This is a genomic window from Salibacterium qingdaonense, assembly GCF_900114715.1.
In the GTDB taxonomy this organism is placed as follows: Bacteria; Bacillota; Bacilli; order Bacillales; family Marinococcaceae; genus Salibacterium; species Salibacterium qingdaonense.
This window is the reverse complement of record NZ_FOTY01000007.1, coordinates 1-17,974: the sequence shown is the minus strand read 5'-3', so window position 1 is coordinate 17,974 and position 17,974 is coordinate 1. Positions and strand designations below refer to the sequence as shown.

The window sequence follows — 17,974 nt, the reverse complement described above, 5'->3', positions numbered from 1 at the left end:
TGATCTTCGGCTGGCGCTTCTCCCGCTGGAGTCGGGCAGACGGCTCCGCCCAACGAAAAAGAAGGGGGGATACATGCTTTGATCACAGATGCATCCTCCTCATAAGAACCCTTTCCCATTCCTTTATATGGTAAATCAACAGGCGTGTTATGAGACAGTTTATGTGCCGTTTGTCCGTTTTTTCATAGACAAACGTAACATTCATACACATACAGCAGCAGGAAGCCTTTTTTCGCAAAAAATCTGAATCGCAGCTCTATTCGCAAGCCCTTGAAGGGTTTCGGCTTTTTCTGTAGAATTTCATAAGAATGAAGTTGTATACCTGCTGCCACAATACATAAAATCCGGGGAGGAAACCCGGCACAAAGGAGCCTTTGCACGTTATGGGAAACGTACACGTATTTGATCATCCGCTGATTCAGCATAAACTGACGTATATCAGGGATGTTTCCACAGGGACAAAAGAATTCCGCGAGCTGGTCGATGAAGTAGCTACCTTGATGGCGTTTGAAATCACCCGCCATCTGCAGCTGCAGGAAGTGACAGTGGAAACACCGGTCGGGCCTTCCAAGTCACACGCGCTTGCCGGTAAGAAGCTTGGTGTTGTGCCGATTCTGCGCGCAGGAATCGGCATGTCGGATGGCATTTTGAAACTAATCCCGGCCGCGAAGGTAGGACACGTCGGCATGTATCGTGATCCTAAGACGCTGAAGCCGGTCGAATATTATGTGAAGCTTCCAAGTGACGTCGAGGAGCGCGAATTCATCGTCGTTGACCCGATGCTTGCTACCGGCGGATCAGCTGTGGATGCCATTTCCAGTCTGAAACAGCGCGGTGCCACCAACATTAAGCTGATGTGCCTGATTGCCGCTCCGGAGGGCGTGGAAGAAGTACAGAAACAACACCCGGAAGTGGACATTTACCTTGCCGCACTCGATGAAAAACTCGACGAAAAAGGCTATATCGTACCGGGACTCGGAGACGCCGGAGACCGCCTCTTCGGTACTAAATAAGGAAAAGCTTCAGCCGCGCGCTGAAGCTTTTTTTCATAGTCTGGTGATCTGGTTTTTCAGGGCGGGCCGGCTCCGTGGACACTAAATCCGCAAACTGCATCATGAGTGTCCACAGAAGGGACTTCGGTGGACACTAAGGTCCCCGGATCCTGCATCCAGTGTCCACTGATTTTGGCCGGGGACCACTGGTTTTGGATTTCTGCAGGATAGTGTCTGTAAAACGATCATCGGAGGACACTACGCCGTGATTGTCAGACGGTAGGATCCATACACAGCCTGCAGATAAGACAACAAAGGCATCCCTGTATAAATCCACCTGTTTGCTGCAACCTAAGAGAAGAACAGGGGGCTTAGGTGAAATGGGGAAAATATTGATAAACGTATGCTGCGTTCTCGTGCTCGCAGCGGCGGCAGGAACAACGGAGACGCGATCACTTCAAGCGGCAGAAGAACCCACTATCATTGCAGCTGCCACGGAACAGGTTTCTCTGCCTGAGCTCCGCGGCCGGATGGAGAACAACATCCCTGGTCTTTGTATAAAAGATACCTATAAAAAAGGATTCCGCGGCTTTGCGGTGAAAATCCCGGCAGAGCAGCAGGACTCCCTGAACCGCCTGGACGGCATTAAACGAACGGACAAAGCGGCGGTATATCAAACAGAGATTAACGAAAGTGCTCCATTTATCGGAGCGGAAGCGGCCCGGGAAGAACGGGACGCCAAAGGCTTTCCGCTGACAGGAAAAGGAGTAAAAGTCGGCATTATTGATACTGGTATTGATTATCATCACCCTGATTTAAAGAATAATTACAAAGGCGGCTATGATTTTGTCGATCAGGATCATGATCCACTGGAAGGAGCGGCGGACAAAAACGGGGAACCAACGATGCACGGAACCCACGTAGCTGGAATTATTGCGGCGGACGGTGCCATCCGCGGCGTAGCGCCGGAGGCCGATCTCTACATGTACCGGGCTCTTGGTCCCGGAGGACAAGGGTCTACAGAACAGATTCTGGAAGCAGTGGAAAAAGCAATAGAAGACGAGGTAGATGTATTGAACCTTTCACTCGGAAGCCCGATCAATGGACCGGACTGGCCGACGAGCCGCGCGCTTGATAAGGCGGTGGAAAAAGGGATAACAGCGGTCACATCCAGCGGAAACAGCGGGCCGAAGATGTGGAGTGTCGGTTCTCCCGGCACATCGGAGAAAGCAATATCGGTCGGTGCCTCGATTCCACCTCTTCGAATGCCGAAACTGGCGCTGGTGGATGACCCGGAATTATCTATTGATCTGCAGCCGGTGAAAGGAGCCGCGCCGTGGGAATTCCGGCGGGATCTGCCGCTTGTATTCGCCGGCCTGGGGTTGAAAGAAGATCTCCAGGACGTAAAAGGGAAAGCCGTTCTCATCGAGCGCGGCGGTATTCCGCTCGTCCGGAAAATGGCCAACGCACGCCGGGCGGGAGCCGATGCTGTCATTTTGTACAACAATGTGGCGGGCGGCTTTGCGGCGGTGTCAAAAGAAGAACTGCCCCTGCCTGTGATTACTATTTCAAAAGAAGACGGGGAACATTTGAAAAAAGCCGTTCAGGAAAAGGAAGGCGATGTTCCGCCGGCGCTGCGGACAATTCTCGAGGAAGAGACCGACCATATGGCATTTTTCAGTTCAAGAGGACCGGTTACGCAGTCCTGGGCAGTCAAGCCCGATATAGTCGCACCCGGAGTCGACATCGACAGCACGGTGCCGCAAGGATATATGTCACTGAATGGAACGAGTATGGCAGCCCCTCATATTGCCGGGGCGGCAGCACTTGTGAAACAGGCCCGGCCCAAGTGGACCCCGGAGCAGATTAAAACGGTGCTCATGAACGCAGCCGTACCACTGACAGATGAGAGCGGGAGTATGTATCCTCCATTTGTACAGGGAGCAGGACGGGTGGATATCGCCAGGGCGTTAAAGACAGAAACTCTCGTCAGTCCGGGAACACTCTCGCTGGGTGTCCGTCCGCTCGGAAGGGAGCAGACAGTATACGAAGAAACAATACGTCTTGAAAATAACTCCAAAAAAAAGCGGACGTATCGATTTCAGGCTGAAAATGAACCGTTTTTCGGTATGGAGTGGCACGTGCCGGAAGTTGTCGTTGTCCCTCCCGGTGAAGCCAAAGAAGTGAACGTTCAGGCAGAACTGGAACCCGGTGTAGTGGAAACAGATGAACTGCACGGCGCCATCACAGTAACTGGAGGAAAGTATCCGGTTACCCTGCCTTATCTGATGCTTATCAATGAACCGCAGTATCCGAGAATCAGTGCGTTTGAACTGCAGCCGGATCCACAGGCATCAGCTTTTCAGTATGAAGTTTACATGCCGGGGGGTGCTGATACGTTTGAAATCAGGCTGTATGACCCGGATACATTCGCCTATGCCGGTATGCTCGATGAAAAACAGAACGTGAAGCCGGGCTTATTCAAACAAACATTAAAAAAAGAAGAAATTTCTGTAAAACCCGGGGTTTACCGGGCAGTTATCCACGCGGTCTCGGGAACAAAGGAAGAGACGCTGGAAACATTCATCCAACTCCGGCAGCAGAGGGTGGAAAAGACCCCGGAACCGAGAACGTAAGAGCAGGAAATGGAAGCGCTGCCGGAAGGGCTCAAAGACCCTCCGGCAGTTTTTTTGAGCAATCCTGGAATTGTCACTTAATCGACACATAGTAAATAACGGAAATCCCTGATGTGACAAGGATTTTTTCCGTGGGTAGGATTGACAGAAAGGGGGTGCTGTTGTACGATGACAGAGGGTATGTGAGAGGGTTTACATATTTCGGTGACGGTTGCACGATGGTGGAGAAAGACAAAGGCCGCAATCGACTTCTGTTGAATTGTCAGAAAGATTCGGCTGCCCACCCTGAAGCGCCGTCCCTTTTTCGGCGCAGCTTTGAACCACCGCGAATGGAGGGTAATATGGCGGACAAGCATAAGTCTCCAAAACCGTTCCAGTCCGCGGCTTTAACATCAGCCGTGCTCTCTTATTTAGTTGGACCCCTGTTAATCGGCATATTCGCAGGAAGGTGGCTGGATGACAAGTGGGGAACAGCCCCTTTTATCATGATCATCGGCCTTCTGGCAGGACTTGCCACCGGAGTATACGGACTAACCCGTCTGCTCGAGCACTATCTTAAAGACGGAGACGACCGGAAATGAATCAGACTTTTCAGCAGGAGACAAGGCGTTATGTCCAGTTCACGTTTTATGCCCTGGCACTTTATGTCATAGGTTGGGGGATGAGCCCGTACCAGGTGTTTTTTTTAAGTGCCTTGATTGGAACGGGACTTGGTCTCTTTAATGTCTGGAGCATGTACCGGGACGTTAAAAAGCTCGGAAAAGCCGCGGAAGAGAACCGTTCGGCATTTTCTGCAGGAATGCTGTCGCGGCTTGCGTCCGGAGCGCTGGCGGCCGTTCTTTTCCTTCAATTTCCCGGGCATTTTCATCTGATTGGTCTTGTTACCGGCATAATGACACCCTACATTATCATTCTTCTTCACTCCTTGTTTAAAAAAAAGCCCGCATAACCCGGATGAACAGTGTCTGACGTGCACGTAAACAAAGAGCGAAGAAGCGGCAACAGGGAATCAGGGAACCATTTACGAAGAGTAAGGGGGGAAGCAAATGCAACACGAATCTCCGATCGTCCATGATTTATTTGGAATTACGGGATTTCACGTGAACCTGTCGAATATTATCATGCTGACCGTCGCTGCACTGATCGTGTTCTGTATTGGGTTTTTTAGTGCGAGAAATTTAAAAATGAAACCATCCGGGATGCAGAACGCGTTCGAATGGATTATTGATTTCATCAAAAACACCATTTCCAGCACAATGGACTGGAAAACCGGAGAACGGTTTTTCGGCCTCGGCATTACTATCTTTCTGTTGATTTTCGTGTCGAACATGCTCGGTATTCCGTTCATGATTGTCAACTCGGAAACGCATGAGCTGTGGTGGAAATCGCCGACAGCAGACCCGGTAATTACTATGACATTTGCAGTCATGGTCATTTTTCTCACGCATTTTTACGGGGTGAAGATGAAGGGTGTAAAAGAGTACGGGAAAGATTATCTACGCCCGGTGCCTTTTCTTTTACCGCTTAACATCATTGAAGAATTTGCCAACACACTGACGCTTGGAATGCGGCTGTTCGGTAACCTGTACGCAAAGGAAATCCTTCTGACACTCTTAACGGGTATCGGGGGAGCCGGTATTCTCGGGGCCATGGGAGCCGGTATTCCGATGATTGCGTGGCAGGCGTTCAGTATATTTATCGGAGCCATTCAGGCGTTTATTTTCCTGATGCTGACAATGGTTTATCTGTCACACAAGGTACTTGATGAGCATTAAACGATTCACTGCGTTTTTTTAGAAATTTAGAAACAATCATTCATTCATTATATTTAAGGAGGACATTCAAATGGGAGCATTAGCAGCAGCTATCGCAGCAGGACTGGCAGCAATCGGGGCAGGTATTGGTAACGGACTTATCGTGAAATCGACACTTGAAGGGGTTGCCCGCCAGCCGGAACTCCGCGGCACATTGCAGACGATCATGTTCACGGGTATCGCACTTGTTGAGGCCCTTCCGATCATCGCGATTGTTATCGCGTTCATCGTTATGTAGCAGCGGGTACATAGACCGCTGGGATTAATGGCGGAGTCCATCGAGTGACACTTCGCCATTCCTTTTGTATCAATCACCGAAAGGAGTGAATTCCGTGCCGGAAGCTATTTATTGGGGAGACGTGGTGTTCTCGCTCGCCATGTTCATCATCCTTCTGCTTCTTCTCCGCAGGTTCGCCTGGGGACCGATCATGAATGTGATGAAAGAGCGTGAAGAACATATTTCTTCTGAAATCGAAAATGCCGAAAAACACCGCAAAGATGCGGAAAAATATGTGGAAGAACAGCGCCTGGAAGTGGAACGGGCCAAAGAAGAGGCTCAATCCATCATCGAGAACGCGAAAAAGACAAGTGAAAAGCAGGGAGAAGATATCATCGCTCAGTCCCGCGCGGAAGCCGAGCGCCTGAAAGAAAGTGCCCAGGCTGACATCGCACGGGAAAAAGAACAGGCTATTGCTGAGCTGCGGGAAGAAGTCGGCTCCCTGTCTGTGATGATCGCTTCCAAAATTATCGAAAAAGAGCTGGATGAAAAAGAACAGCAGCAGCTCATTGAAGATTACGTTAAAGAGGCAGGCGGGCGTCTATGACAAGAGCAGCAGCCAACCGGTATGCCCAGGCCCTGTTTGAACTTGCAAAAGAAAAAAGCATGCTGGAACAGATTCGTTCAGAGCTCGACACGGTACAAGAAGTGTTTACTGAAAACAGCGGAATTCCTGAAGTTCTTGAACATCCGAAAGTTCCCGTACAACAGAAGGAAACACTGCTGAAAAACGGCTTCTCCGGCATGAGCGATATGGTGCAGCGGACGCTGCTTTTAATGCTGGAAAAAAACCGGATCGACTCTGTCGTTCACATGATCGAGCGGTTCCAGCATCTCGTAGATGAAGAATGGAAAGTGGGACATGCGCTCGTTACGACCGTTAAGCCGCTTTCTGATGAGGAACGCACCATGATTTCGGAAACTTTTGCTGAAAAAACCGGAAAAAACACCCTCTATATCAGAAATGAAATTGATTCTGAGCTGATCGGCGGACTGAAAGTTGATCTTGGGAATCTGGTTTTTGATGGCAGCATAAAAGGTCAGCTGAACAGAATGCAGCGCAGGCTGGTCTCCGGAAAATGATAGAGGATAGGGGTGAACGTTAATGAGCATAAAATCGGACGAAATTAGCTCTCTTCTGAAACAGCAGATTGAAAATTTTCAGTCTGATGTTCAAGCGAATGAAATAGGAACTGTCATCCAGGTCGGTGACGGTATTGCACGTGCTCACGGTCTGGAGAACGTCATGGCCGGAGAACTGCTCGAGTTTGCCAACGGCGTGATGGGAATGGCTCAGAACCTGGAAGAAAACAATGTTGGTATTATTATTATGGGATCGGATTCCGGTATCCGCGAAGGTGATGAAGTGAAGCGGACAGGCCGGATCATGGAAGTGCCCGTTGGCGAAGAACTGATTGGACGTGTCGTCAACCCGCTTGGTCAGCCTATTGACGGGCAGGGTCCGCATGAAGCGTCGAAATCACGTCCGATTGAGGGCGCCGCACCGGGTGTCATGGATCGTAAATCTGTTCATGAACCACTTCAGACCGGTATCAAGGCGATTGATTCGATGATTCCAATCGGCCGCGGACAGCGTGAGCTTGTTGTCGGGGACCGTCAGATTGGTAAGACATCCATTGCAGTGGACACGATTTTGAACCAGAAAGATGAAGATATCATCTGTATTTACGTAGCAATCGGTCAGAAGGAATCGACCGTTGCAGGAACCGTGGAAACCTTCCGCCAAAAAGGTGCCCTGGATTACACCATTGTCGTAAACGCAGGCGCATCCGATCCGGCACCGCTTTTGTATCTGGCGCCGTATGCCGGGGTAACCATGGGCGAAGAGTTCATGTATAACGGTAAACATGTCCTCGTCATCTACGACGACCTGACCAAGCAGGCAGCTGCGTATCGTGAACTTTCCCTGCTGCTCCGCCGTCCACCGGGACGTGAAGCTTATCCGGGTGATGTTTTCTACCTGCATTCCCGTCTGCTTGAACGTGCCGCAAAGCTGAGTGATGACATGGGAGCCGGTTCCCTGACCGCTCTGCCGTTTATTGAAACGCAGGCAGGTGACGTCGGAGCCTACATTCCGACGAACGTTATCTCGATTACAGACGGACAGATCTTTCTGCAGTCGAACCTGTTCCACTCCGGTGTGCGTCCTGCCGTGAACCCGGGTATTTCCGTTTCCCGTGTCGGCGGTTCCGCGCAGATTAAAGCAATGAAGAAAGTGGCGGGTACACTGCGCCTTGACCTGGCGTCGTTCCGTGAGCTTGAGGCGTTTGCGCAGTTCGGCTCAGACCTTGATGAAGCGACGAAGGCGAAACTGTCACGCGGGGAACGTACGGTTGAACTCCTGAAACAGGACCTGCACCAGCCGATGGCGGTTGAAAAGCAGGTATCGGTTCTTTACGCGCTGACAAGCGGCTTTATGGATGACATTCCAGTTGGGGATATTAAGCGGTTTGAGGCTGAACTTCTCGCCTATCTGGATTCCAATCATAAAGAACTGCTGAATTCTATCCGTGAAACCGGAAAGCTTCCGGAATCGGAAGACTTTAATGACGCTATCGGCGGTTTCAAGAAGACCTTCAGCGTTTCCAAATAAGCCCAGGCACCGAAAAGCATGCACAACCGGTGTGAAAAAAAGGTGGTGAATCCAAGTGGCCTCTTTACGTGAGATTAAAAACCGTATCGGCTCAACCAAGAAGACGAAACAGATAACCAAAGCGATGGAAATGGTATCTGCCTCGAAGTTAAACCGTGCCCAGACAAATGCACAGGCTTACGAGCCATATACAAGAAAAATCAGGGAAGTGGTGTCAGGTATCGCCTCCGGAAACTCCGGCGCTACCCACCCGATGCTTGAAGAACGTCCAGTGAAAAAAACGGCGTATATCATGATTTTTTCCGACCAGGGGCTTGCCGGAGGATATAATGCCAACCTTCTGCGTTCCTTTATGGACAAGGTCGCTGCCCGTCACAACTCGAGCGACGAATACGGTGTTATCGTGCTGGGTAAGATCGGGAGGGATCTGCTGCAAAGACGCGGGATACCCGTTATGGATGAAATAACCGGTCTTCCGGACCAGCCTGACTTTCATGATATAAAAAATATTACACGGCTTGCTGTAAACATGTTCGGAGAAGAAGAAATTGATGAGCTGTACATTTGGTATAACCATTTCATCAGTGCCATTCAGCAGGAAGTCAGCGAAACAAAACTGCTTCCGCTGACTGATATAGGTGAAGGAGCAGAGGCAGCTCAAAGTTATGAATATGAACCATCCGAGGAAGCTATCCTTGAACAGCTTCTCCCGCAGTATGCGGAAAGCTTGATTTTCGGAGCGCTGCTTGATGCCAAAGCGAGTGAATTCGGCGCAAGAATGACAGCGATGAGTGCGGCAAGCGATAACGCTGACGACATTATTGACGATCTGACCTTGTCCTACAACCGGGCAAGACAGGCTGCTGTAACGCAGGAAATCAGTGAAATTGTCGGCGGAGCTGCTGCTCTGGAATAAGTTAATGTGGCATTGATACACAGTTTAGGAGGGAAAAATATGAGCAATGGACGCGTCACCCAGGTTATGGGTCCGGTAGTTGACGTTTCGTTTCCAAGCGGTGAGCTGCCGGAATTGAACCACGCGCTCACGGTTTCCCAGAAAGGGCATGCTGATAACATTGTGGATGTTGAAGTTGCCCTGGAAGTAGCGCTGCATCTGGGAAATGATACTGTTCGTACGGTCGCCATGGGCTCGACGGACGGATTAATCCGGGGAGCGGAAGTTATAGATAAAGGCGGTCCGATTTCCGTTCCGGTCGGAGAAGAGACCCTTGGACGTGTATTTAACGTTCTTGGAGAGACCATTGACCAGCGGGAGCCTATCGGTCCGGAAGTGAAGCAGGATCCGATCCACCGCGAAGCTCCGGCCTTTGATGAACTTTCAACCGACACAGAAATTCTTGAAACAGGTATTAAAGTCGTCGACCTTCTTGCTCCTTATGTAAAAGGCGGTAAGATCGGTCTGTTCGGCGGTGCCGGTGTCGGAAAAACCGTATTGATTCAGGAATTAATTAATAATATCGCGCAGGAGCACGGTGGTATTTCTGTATTTGCCGGAGTCGGGGAACGGACCCGGGAAGGGAACGACCTCTACTTTGAGATGCAGGATTCCGGCGTTATCAATAAGGCCACCATGGTGTTCGGTCAGATGAACGAGCCGCCTGGAGCACGTATGCGTGTGGCATTGACCGGCCTTACCCTTGCGGAACATTTCCGTGATGTGGACGGTCAGGACGTATTGCTGTTTATTGATAACATTTACCGTTTCACGCAGGCAGGTTCAGAAGTATCCGCCCTTCTCGGCCGGATGCCTTCTGCCGTTGGTTACCAGCCGACACTTGCCACCGAGATGGGACAGCTGCAGGAACGGATTACATCCACGAAGAAAGGCTCGGTTACATCAATCCAGGCGATTTATGTACCAGCTGACGACTATACCGACCCTGCTCCTGCCACGACGTTTGCGCACCTTGATGCAACAACCAACCTGGAGCGCCGTCTGACGGAAATGGGTATCTATCCTGCGGTGGATCCACTGGACTCCACCTCCCGCGCGCTTGCACCGGAGTATGTCGGCGAGGAGCATTACGAAGTGGCTCAGGAAGTACAGCAGACGCTGCAGAAATACCGGGAACTTCAGGATATTATTGCTATCCTTGGAATGGATGAACTGTCTGAAGAAGACAAAATGGTCGTGCACCGTGCACGCCGGATTCAGTTCTTCCTTTCCCAGAATTTCCACGTTGCCGAGCAGTTCACCGGACAGCCGGGATCATATGTACCGGTGAAAGACACGATCAGCGGGTTCCGTGAGATTCTGGACGGCAAACACGACGATGTTCCGGAAGATGCCTTCCGTCTCTGTGGTCCGATTGAAGATGTCACCGAAAAAGCGAAGGCCATGTCCTAAGCGGGACTGCGGTAAGGAGGAGGAATCATGTCGACGATCAATGTCAATGTTGTCACTCCTGATGGCGCGGTTTATGATGGGGATGTGGAAATGGTCAGCGCCCGTTCCCAAAACGGGGAGCTTGGTATTCTGCCCGGACACATTCCGTTAGTAGCACCGCTTTCGGTAGGCGCTGTCCGCCTCAAATATGAATCAAAAATTCATCTTGTTGCGGTCAACGGAGGCTTTGTTGAGGTTCGTCCCGACAGTGTTACGATTCTCGCTGAATCGGCCGAGACACCGTCCCAAATCGATGTCGAACGTGCCCGGAGAGCAAAAGAGCGGGCTGAGGATCGTATCGAGCGTGCCAAACAGGAAGAAATCGATTATCAGCGGGCTCGTCTCGCATTGAAACGCGCCGTTACCAGAATCGAGGTAGCCGGTGAATAATAAAAAGGCTGTTCCGCGCAGGGGTTCCTGCGGTGGAACAGCCTTTTTTTACATAAGAAATCGTTTCTGCAGCATCGCAGGGCCTAATCGAGGCATACATCCAGAGAATTAATCAGGAAATCCGGAGTAACGATCGAGAAATGCAGAGCATCAATCGAGAAAAGAGCGGAATGGGGAAAAAGCGATCGAGAAACGGAAGCATCGATCAAGAAACCCGCTGAATCAATCGAGAACGGAGGAGCATGGAAGCCGTCCCCGTGCCGGATCGGCGGCCCGGCCACACTGATGCTGACATCCGGAGCATCAATCAAGAAATCCGGAGAATTGATCGAGAAATGCAGAGGATCAATCGAGAAAAGAGCGGAAATGGGAAAAAGCGATCGAGAAACGGAAGCATTGATCAAGAAACCCGCCGAATCGATCGAGAACGGAGGAGTATGGAAGCCGTCCCGTGCCGGATCGGCGGCCCGGCCACGCTGATGCTGACATCCAGAGAATCAATCAAGAAATCCGGAGAATTGATCGAGAAATGCAGAGGATCAATCGAGAAAAGAGGGGAAATGGGAAAAAGCGATCGAGAAACGGAAGCATTGATCAAGAAACCCGCTGAATCGATCGAGAACGGGGCAGCATGGAGGCCGCCCCGGTGCCGGATCGGCGGCCCGGCCACGCTGATGCTGATATCCGGAGCATCAATCAAGAAATGCGGAGAATTGATCGAGAAATGCCGAGAATCAATCGAGAAAAGAGCAGAAATGGGAAAAAGCGATCGAGAAACGGAAGCATTGATCAAGAAACCCGCCGAATCGATCGAGAACGGAGCAGCATCGAAGCTGTCCCCGCGCCGGATCGGCGGCCCGGCCACGCTGATGCTGATATCCGGAGCATCAATCAAGAAATCCGGAGAAACGATCGAGAAATGCCGAGCATCAATCGAGAAAAGAGCAGAAATGGGGAACATCGATCGAGAAACGGAAGCATCGATCAAGAAATCAGCTGAATCGATCAAGAACTGCCCTGCCTGCACCAATCGATAGCACAACACATGGTTTTAATCCATCTTCCACAGCCTGTCACCGGATAACATGAACGTTCCTTTTCGGTTCTGGAGGATATGATAGTCCGTGTCAGGAAATAGAATGAGACTCCGCAGCAGATAGTCTTTCTGGTATTTCCACGCCAGGTGAGAAAGCAGCTGGCGGGTCTTTTCCATGCTCCCGCACCATTCGTAAAAGTGATCATACGGCAGCTCAGCCGCTTCGCTCAGATCATGTTGAAATGTTTCTTTTTCTTTTGAACCCGCGTCTTTTTTTACATATCCCCACATATGCTCCAATGTATTGATGCAGCCCCGGCGGTCATATGGCCTGCCGGAAACAACACGGAGGCTCTGGAAAAAATGATGAATCGCGGGCAGATCGTGCAGGTTTCCTGCCTGTTTGGATAATGATTTGTAATGCTGGTACCCTCTGCCCATGACATCATATTTAGCGGTTGCCCAGATTTTTTCGGCGCTGCTCCGCGCGATGCGGACATTTTCAACAAGTTCCAACAAAAGTCCTCCTCTTTTTATATATCATACATGTGAATGCAGCTCCTGAAACAAAGGGTTGTGCACGGTATTTTTCTTTCGGATTTATTTACAATCATGTTACAAAAATTCGTTTGGCGTAATGAAATTTTAAAAAATATCCGATTTTTATACAAAAACTTGTTTTTTTTTATTATAATTGAGGTATAGTCAGTATGTCATGGTAATATAAGTCATTATTTTGCCGAAACGACCGTTATGGAACAGTTTTAAACCGGCACAAGCTGTCGAATTCAGTCAGATATGTTACAATAAAGTGATGTGTTTGAATGAGAGAAAGGGCTCTTTTCCCTTTCAGCAAAATGCCCTAAGATACACATCGGATTGTTAGAAGGGCTGTTAAGGAGTTTTCAGCGATGAATCCTGAAGGGCAGGACGCGATCTTACATATTACTGTCAACCTTATCTTTTTGGTTATTGTATGGTGGAGTCTGCAGTCTTTTCGTTTCGATGTTTTTCTCCGAAACCCGGAAGGCCCGAAGGCAAAACTGCTCATGGTGCTTGTGACGATTGCGCTCAGCCACCTTGTCAGTTCGTTTTTCATTGAGTACCTGCAGGGGTCGTTGACACTGAGGTATTTCTTTTGAGAGACTCCCTCCATCTTCCACGTATGCGCGTGCTCTCTCCGGTGAAAATGAGGAATGAGGACGTGCATCTGGAACGCCTGGACAGAGTGCCGTATACGAAGACGTAAGAAGACAGACGCTTTGTCGAAAAACAGATGCACAAGGGGAACAGCCGGAAAACAGGTCGATGAATCATCCCCTCCGGCGTTTTTCAGGGAAATTTGTAACACGGCAGCCTGTCACGACGACTAAACGAAATAGTGAACCCAATGAACAATGGACACAAGACGAGAATGGGCACCCGTTTCTTTACCGGACAGGGCACGCCTATATGGACGAATGAATATCCATAATACAAAGATGACTGATTCTGCCTGCATGAAACCAGGCGGGAGACGTCATTCTCATGCAGAAACGATACGAACTATAACGGACGCGGAGGGGAAAACGTTGGAAAAAATAGTAGTCAGGGGAGGAAAGCGGCTGAAGGGAACCGTGAAAGCAGAAGGCGCAAAGAATTCTGTTCTTCCGGTTATCGCCGCCTCCCTCCTCGCTGAAGAAGGAACGAGCACTATATATGATGTCCCGACTTTAGCCGATGTATTTACAATGAAAAATGTACTGAATTATATGGATGCAGATGTGAATTTTGAAGACGGGGTATTCACGTCTAATGCAGAAGGTGAACTGACGACGGAAGCTCCATTTGAATACGTTCGTAAAATGCGGGCATCCTTTCTCGTCATGGGACCGCTGCTTGCAAGAAAAGGGTGCGCTCATATTGCACTTCCGGGAGGATGCGCGATTGGGTCCCGTCCGATTGACCAGCATCTCAAAGGGTTTGAAGCAATGGGGGCTGTTGTTGAGATCGGCAACGGCTACATTGAAGCGAAAGTGCAGGATCGTCTCCAGGGAGCCCGGATTTATCTCGACTTCCCGAGTGTAGGAGCAACAGAAAACATTATGATGGCGGCCACTCTCGCTGAAGGAACGACCATTCTTGAGAATGTGGCGGAAGAACCGGAAATTGTGGACCTGGCGAATTACCTGAATGCCATGGGTGCAAAAGTCCGCGGTGCCGGTACCGGTACGATTCGAATCGAAGGCGTTAAACAGATGAAAGGTGCTGTGCACTCCATTATTCCGGACCGGATTGAAGCGGGGTCCCTGATGATTGCCTCAGCCATCACAGGCGGGGACGTATTCGTTGAAGGTGCCATTCATGAGCATATCCGTCCGCTTGTCGCGAAACTCCGTGAAATGGGCGTTATTATTGAAGAAGGGGACAACGGCATGAGAGTAATCGGACCGGATATTCTCCGGCCGGTGGACTTGAAAACCATGCCTCATCCCGGCTTTCCAACAGATATGCAGGCGCAGTTCATGGCGCTTCTCACGCAGGCAAAAGGTACAGCCGTTATCACGGAGACTGTATTTGAGAACCGCTTTATGCATGTTGAGGAATTCCGCCGCATGAACGCAGACGTGAAAATCGAAGGGAAAGCGGCCATCGTCAGCGGTCCAACCCGCCTCCAGGGAGCTGAAGTGGCAGCGACCGATCTGCGGGCCGGTGCCGCCTTGATCATCGCCGGACTCGTGGCCGAAGGAGAAACCACGTTAACCGAGCTGAGACATCTCGACCGCGGTTACGTCGATTTCCACAAGAAGCTGCAGGGACTCGGCGCCCGCGTGCAGCGTGTGGAAGTAACAGAGACGGAGAAAGTCTCCTCTAAAGAAGAGAAAGTATTACGTACCGTCAATCATTAAATCAACCGGGGTTGTATCAAAAGATACAGCCCTTTTTTTATGAAAAAGCATGCAGCCGGTCCCGGGCAGGAACAGAAGGCACGCTGCCTTTTGCCCATTTATCCAGCCCCATCCGGGTACGTTACGAATGAAAAATAAGAGCTTAGTGTTTACGGATGGCCCTATAGTGGACAGTAAGCCGGGGAGATCAGGAATTAGTGTACACCGGCGGAATGCCATGGACACTACATGACGGTGCCGGAGTTCTAATGTCCTCGAACTCCCCTTTCATGGACACTGCGTGAGCTGCCAGGTGGTTTAGTTTCCACGGAACCGCTCCCTCTTCCACCCCGGTCATCGCCGGAACCGTTCTCCTTACATCCAATCATACGCCGGGGACTTGCAGCATATTTATAGGAAGTGTGTGTACAATGACAGGAAACAGGGGGCGGTAAATGGATGAAAAAAGGAGCCTTAATCTCCGTTTTTCTTTTCGTATTGTTTTTTCTTATCCCGGTTTTATTCATCAGCATAGGGGGCTCACCCGGTTCACCTGGTACACAGACAACGGATACCAGCCCGGAAAACTCCGGGGAGGAACCGCTGACCCAGCCGGCTGAAGAGGCTGAACGAACCATTCCTGTATTCCGCAGCGAAACGGAAACCGTGGAACAGACCGGTCTTGAGGAATACGTGGCAGGGGTGGTCGCCTCTGAGATGCCGGCAACGTTTGATATAGAAGCCCTGAAGGCCCAGGCCCTGACAGCACGGACGTACGCAGCGAAACAGATCGCTTCCCCTTCAGAAATCAACCTGCCGGACGGAGCGCTTGTCACCGATACGACGATGCATCAGGTGTATCAAAGTGAACAAGAGCTGAAAGAAGAGTGGGGCAAAGATTTTGATTGGAAAATGAAAAAAATAAACGAAGCGGTACGTGCCACAAAAGGACAGGTCTTAACGTATGAAGGACAGCCGATCACAGCTTCCTTTTTTTCCACCAGCAACGGCCATACCGAAAATGCGGAAGATTACTGGCAGAACCCGGAGCCGTATCTGCAAAGTGTGGAAAGCCCGTGGGATACAGAATCCCCCCGGTATGCAAATGAAATATCCATATCCGTCGCAAAAGTGGAACAAGCTCTTGGTATTTCGCTGTCTGAAGGCGCATCCGGTACTGTTTTAAGTCAGACCGAAAGCAGCAGAGTGGAAGAAGTGGAGTTAGGAGGAGAAACATTTTCAGGTCGCGACATCCGGGAAAAGCTGGAGCTTGATTCCACTGATTTTACGATAAGCCGCCAGGGTAATGAGTTGATTTTTGCTACGAAAGGCTGGGGACATGGTGTCGGGATGAGTCAGTACGGTGCGGATGGCATGGCTGATGAAGGAAAAACATATGAGGAAATTGTGAAGCACTATTACAAGGGTGTGGAGATAGCTGGACTGTCCTGAATGCCCCTTTTTAAAAAATCAGCATAAAAAATCCAAATTCAAAGGTATAATTTTCCTCGCTCCTGATCACAATGGGAGCTGAGGTGATAATCATGAAAAATAAGGAAAATCAACAAGCAGCAGCCAGAGAACGCAGAGGAATGAAAGACAGACTCCGCGCGTGGTCAAAACAAAAATGGTTCTGGCCTGCTGCCTACTTGAGTGTCTGTGCCTTTTTGCTTGGAACGTACTTTGTCATTCAGAGTCCGGCTGGAACGAATCAGGCTGAAGAAGAACAGCCACCGGCACAAGAGCAGGAGGCCCGGGAGAATGAAGGAACGATGGAAGGCGAAGACAGCATGCCTGCGGCTTCAGGAGACGAGACGCTGCAGATGCCGGTGATGGATGAAGACAGTGTAGATATTATTGGGTATTATTACGATCATGACGCTTCAGCTGAAGAACAGCAGGATTCTCTTGTATACTACAATAATATGTACTACCAGAACAAAGGAATCGATATTGCCGGCCAGGACGAGGAATCGTTTGAAGTGACGGCGGCCGCGACGGGTGAAGTAGTAAACGTAGAAGACGATGAAGTTCTCGGACAGGTCGTGGATGTTAAACACACTGATAACATCGTCACTTCCTACAGCAGCCTTCAGGATATAAAGGTGGAAGAAGGCGATACGATTACGCAGGGCTCTGTGCTGGGAGCAGCAGCTGAAAATCTCTATAATAAAGATGCAGGCATTCACGCTCACTTTGAAGTCCGTAAAAACGGAGAACCGCTCAATCCGGACGAAGCCTTTCATCAACAACTCACGGCATTAAGCGGTGACAATGGAAATCAGGAAGAAGAGCAGACTGCACGCGAAGACGACGGTGATGACTCGGAGGACGGCGAGGAAGAATCCTCCGGTCTGGAAGAGTTCCCTATTCTTGATGGCGGTGACGGTAACGAAGGTAACGAGAATGAGAATGGGTAATTCAGAGAATACGTAACAGGATACAGGTGCTGTAAAGCCCGGACGATGCTGCGTGAAGCAGCTGATATCGCCCGGGCTTTTTTGTGCCTGGACACGAACTTCCTCGTTCACGTAGTTCGCGTCCGCAGCACATCTTAGGCCTGTCCCTTTTTCAAGGGGAAACAAGCACAGCGGAGAAATGTCACAATATGTTGAAAAATAGTGCTTGATTGTAAAATCAAATGCAACAGCTAAAGGCATCGTTAAAGATATAGCTAAAGCCATCGTTATTCCGTTATGATGAAAGGAACCCAACACCTAACATAATAGGAGGAATAACGATGACCACTTCCCATGGTACCACAGAAATGCGGTGTTTTTCTCATCTTTCGTCCTTTGATCGGGGACAGATTCAAGCCCTTCGTCAAGAAGGCAAGTCCATGCAGACCATTGCGGAGGCTATTGGCCACCATAAATCAACGATATCCCGGGAACTAAAGCGGGGCACCACAACGCAAAGAACGTCGGATTTATCCGAGTAT

At 50.0% G+C, this 17,974-nt stretch carries 19 protein-coding genes; 18 read left to right on the top strand and 1 reads right to left on the bottom strand.

The genetic code is table 11. From position 1 onward, the window contains the following. The first annotated feature begins 383 nt into the window (after window positions 1–383). The 13 genes from upp to BM058_RS07585 all read left to right on the top strand — a co-directional run bounded on the left by upp (window position 384) and on the right by BM058_RS07585 (window position 12,167). Window positions 384–1,013 (top strand): uracil phosphoribosyltransferase, encoded by a 630-nt coding sequence (gene upp, locus BM058_RS07650; RefSeq protein ID WP_090926445.1) that lies wholly within the window; start codon window positions 384–386, stop codon window positions 1,011–1,013. Window positions 1,014–1,372: 359 nt separating this feature from the next. Further along, entirely contained in the window at window positions 1,373–3,628 is a 2,256-nt protein-coding gene (locus tag BM058_RS07645; RefSeq protein ID WP_090926444.1) for a S8 family serine peptidase, read from the top strand. Between the two features lie 161 nt (window positions 3,629–3,789). Then, window positions 3,790–4,209 (top strand): AtpZ/AtpI family protein, encoded by a 420-nt coding sequence (locus tag BM058_RS18845; protein WP_407690165.1) that lies wholly within the window; start codon window positions 3,790–3,792, stop codon window positions 4,207–4,209. Beyond that, a complete protein-coding gene (locus BM058_RS07635) occupies window positions 4,206–4,577 on the top strand; it encodes an ATP synthase subunit I (protein WP_090926443.1) in 372 nt (123 codons plus the stop codon). The genes BM058_RS18845 and BM058_RS07635 overlap by 4 nt, the downstream gene beginning before the upstream one ends. Before the next feature lie 97 nt (window positions 4,578–4,674). Further along, a complete protein-coding gene (gene atpB / locus BM058_RS07630; protein ID WP_090926442.1) occupies window positions 4,675–5,403 on the top strand; it encodes a F0F1 ATP synthase subunit A in 729 nt (242 codons plus the stop codon). Between the two features lie 70 nt (window positions 5,404–5,473). Continuing rightward, window positions 5,474–5,680 carry a F0F1 ATP synthase subunit C gene (gene atpE / locus BM058_RS07625; protein WP_093339005.1) on the top strand — a complete coding sequence of 69 codons (207 nt, stop codon included), beginning with the start codon at window positions 5,474–5,476 and terminating at the stop codon, window positions 5,678–5,680. Between the two features lie 94 nt (window positions 5,681–5,774). After that, window positions 5,775–6,266: a F0F1 ATP synthase subunit B gene (gene atpF, locus BM058_RS07620; protein WP_281244687.1), complete on the top strand. Its 492-nt coding sequence runs from the start codon at window positions 5,775–5,777 to the stop codon at window positions 6,264–6,266. After that, on the top strand, window positions 6,263–6,802 hold the full coding sequence (locus BM058_RS07615) for a F0F1 ATP synthase subunit delta (protein WP_090926440.1): 540 nt from the start codon (window positions 6,263–6,265) through the stop codon (window positions 6,800–6,802). Before atpF ends, BM058_RS07615 begins: the two co-directional genes overlap by 4 nt. A gap of 22 nt (window positions 6,803–6,824) precedes the next feature. Then, window positions 6,825–8,333, top strand: a complete 1,509-nt coding sequence (gene atpA / locus BM058_RS07610) for a F0F1 ATP synthase subunit alpha (protein WP_090926439.1) — start codon at window positions 6,825–6,827, stop codon at window positions 8,331–8,333. A 55-nt stretch (window positions 8,334–8,388) separates the two neighbouring features. Further along, window positions 8,389–9,249, top strand: a complete 861-nt coding sequence (gene atpG, locus BM058_RS07605; protein WP_090926438.1) for an ATP synthase F1 subunit gamma — start codon at window positions 8,389–8,391, stop codon at window positions 9,247–9,249. Between the two features lie 39 nt (window positions 9,250–9,288). After that, window positions 9,289–10,701 (top strand): F0F1 ATP synthase subunit beta, encoded by a 1,413-nt coding sequence (gene atpD / locus BM058_RS07600; RefSeq protein ID WP_090926437.1) that lies wholly within the window; start codon window positions 9,289–9,291, stop codon window positions 10,699–10,701. A 27-nt stretch (window positions 10,702–10,728) separates the two neighbouring features. After that, window positions 10,729–11,130, top strand: coding sequence for a F0F1 ATP synthase subunit epsilon (locus BM058_RS07595; protein ID WP_090926436.1), 402 nt, complete (start codon window positions 10,729–10,731; stop codon window positions 11,128–11,130). Window positions 11,131–11,387: 257 nt separating this feature from the next. Continuing rightward, complete coding sequence (locus BM058_RS07585) at window positions 11,388–12,167, top strand: hypothetical protein (protein WP_143082993.1); 780 nt, start codon at window positions 11,388–11,390, stop codon at window positions 12,165–12,167. 14 nt (window positions 12,168–12,181) lie between these two features. On the opposite strand, the gene BM058_RS07580 is transcribed toward BM058_RS07585, so the two are convergent. Beyond that, on the bottom strand, window positions 12,182–12,682 hold the full coding sequence (locus BM058_RS07580; RefSeq protein ID WP_090926433.1) for a DUF1722 domain-containing protein: 501 nt from the start codon (window positions 12,680–12,682) through the stop codon (window positions 12,182–12,184). A 395-nt stretch (window positions 12,683–13,077) separates the two neighbouring features. Here BM058_RS07580 and BM058_RS07575 point away from each other — a divergent pair, with 395 nt between their 5' ends. The 5 genes from BM058_RS07575 to BM058_RS07555 all read left to right on the top strand — a co-directional run. After that, window positions 13,078–13,308 carry a DUF1146 family protein gene (locus BM058_RS07575; protein ID WP_090926432.1) on the top strand — a complete coding sequence of 77 codons (231 nt, stop codon included), beginning with the start codon at window positions 13,078–13,080 and terminating at the stop codon, window positions 13,306–13,308. Between the two features lie 429 nt (window positions 13,309–13,737). Beyond that, window positions 13,738–15,054, top strand: a complete 1,317-nt coding sequence (gene murA / locus BM058_RS07570; protein ID WP_090926431.1) for a UDP-N-acetylglucosamine 1-carboxyvinyltransferase — start codon at window positions 13,738–13,740, stop codon at window positions 15,052–15,054. Between the two features lie 438 nt (window positions 15,055–15,492). Then, window positions 15,493–16,485: a stage II sporulation protein D gene (gene spoIID / locus BM058_RS07565; RefSeq protein ID WP_090926430.1), complete on the top strand. Its 993-nt coding sequence runs from the start codon at window positions 15,493–15,495 to the stop codon at window positions 16,483–16,485. Between the two features lie 92 nt (window positions 16,486–16,577). Next, on the top strand, window positions 16,578–17,453 hold the full coding sequence (locus BM058_RS07560; RefSeq protein WP_177195467.1) for a M23 family metallopeptidase: 876 nt from the start codon (window positions 16,578–16,580) through the stop codon (window positions 17,451–17,453). Between the two features lie 320 nt (window positions 17,454–17,773). After that, on the top strand, window positions 17,774–17,974 hold a 201-nt coding region (locus BM058_RS07555; RefSeq protein WP_143082992.1), incomplete at its 3' end, for a helix-turn-helix domain-containing protein.

Excerpts from the sequence above, each read along its gene's own strand:
- upp (WP_090926445.1), top strand. The coding sequence starts at position 384 with ATGGGAAACGTACACGTATTTGATCATCCGCTGATTCAGCATAAACTG.
- BM058_RS07645 (WP_090926444.1), top strand. The coding sequence starts at position 1,373 with ATGGGGAAAATATTGATAAACGTATGCTGCGTTCTCGTGCTCGCAGCG.
- BM058_RS07635 (WP_090926443.1), top strand. The coding sequence starts at position 4,206 with ATGAATCAGACTTTTCAGCAGGAGACAAGGCGTTATGTCCAGTTCACG.
- atpB (WP_090926442.1), top strand. The coding sequence starts at position 4,675 with ATGCAACACGAATCTCCGATCGTCCATGATTTATTTGGAATTACGGGA.
- atpE (WP_093339005.1), top strand. The coding sequence starts at position 5,474 with ATGGGAGCATTAGCAGCAGCTATCGCAGCAGGACTGGCAGCAATCGGG.
- BM058_RS07615 (WP_090926440.1), top strand. The coding sequence starts at position 6,263 with ATGACAAGAGCAGCAGCCAACCGGTATGCCCAGGCCCTGTTTGAACTT.
- atpA (WP_090926439.1), top strand. The coding sequence starts at position 6,825 with ATGAGCATAAAATCGGACGAAATTAGCTCTCTTCTGAAACAGCAGATT.
- atpD (WP_090926437.1), top strand. The coding sequence starts at position 9,289 with ATGAGCAATGGACGCGTCACCCAGGTTATGGGTCCGGTAGTTGACGTT.
- BM058_RS07595 (WP_090926436.1), top strand. The coding sequence starts at position 10,729 with ATGTCGACGATCAATGTCAATGTTGTCACTCCTGATGGCGCGGTTTAT.
- BM058_RS07575 (WP_090926432.1), top strand. The coding sequence starts at position 13,078 with ATGAATCCTGAAGGGCAGGACGCGATCTTACATATTACTGTCAACCTT.
- spoIID (WP_090926430.1), top strand. The coding sequence starts at position 15,493 with ATGAAAAAAGGAGCCTTAATCTCCGTTTTTCTTTTCGTATTGTTTTTT.
- BM058_RS07560 (WP_177195467.1), top strand. The coding sequence starts at position 16,578 with ATGAAAAATAAGGAAAATCAACAAGCAGCAGCCAGAGAACGCAGAGGA.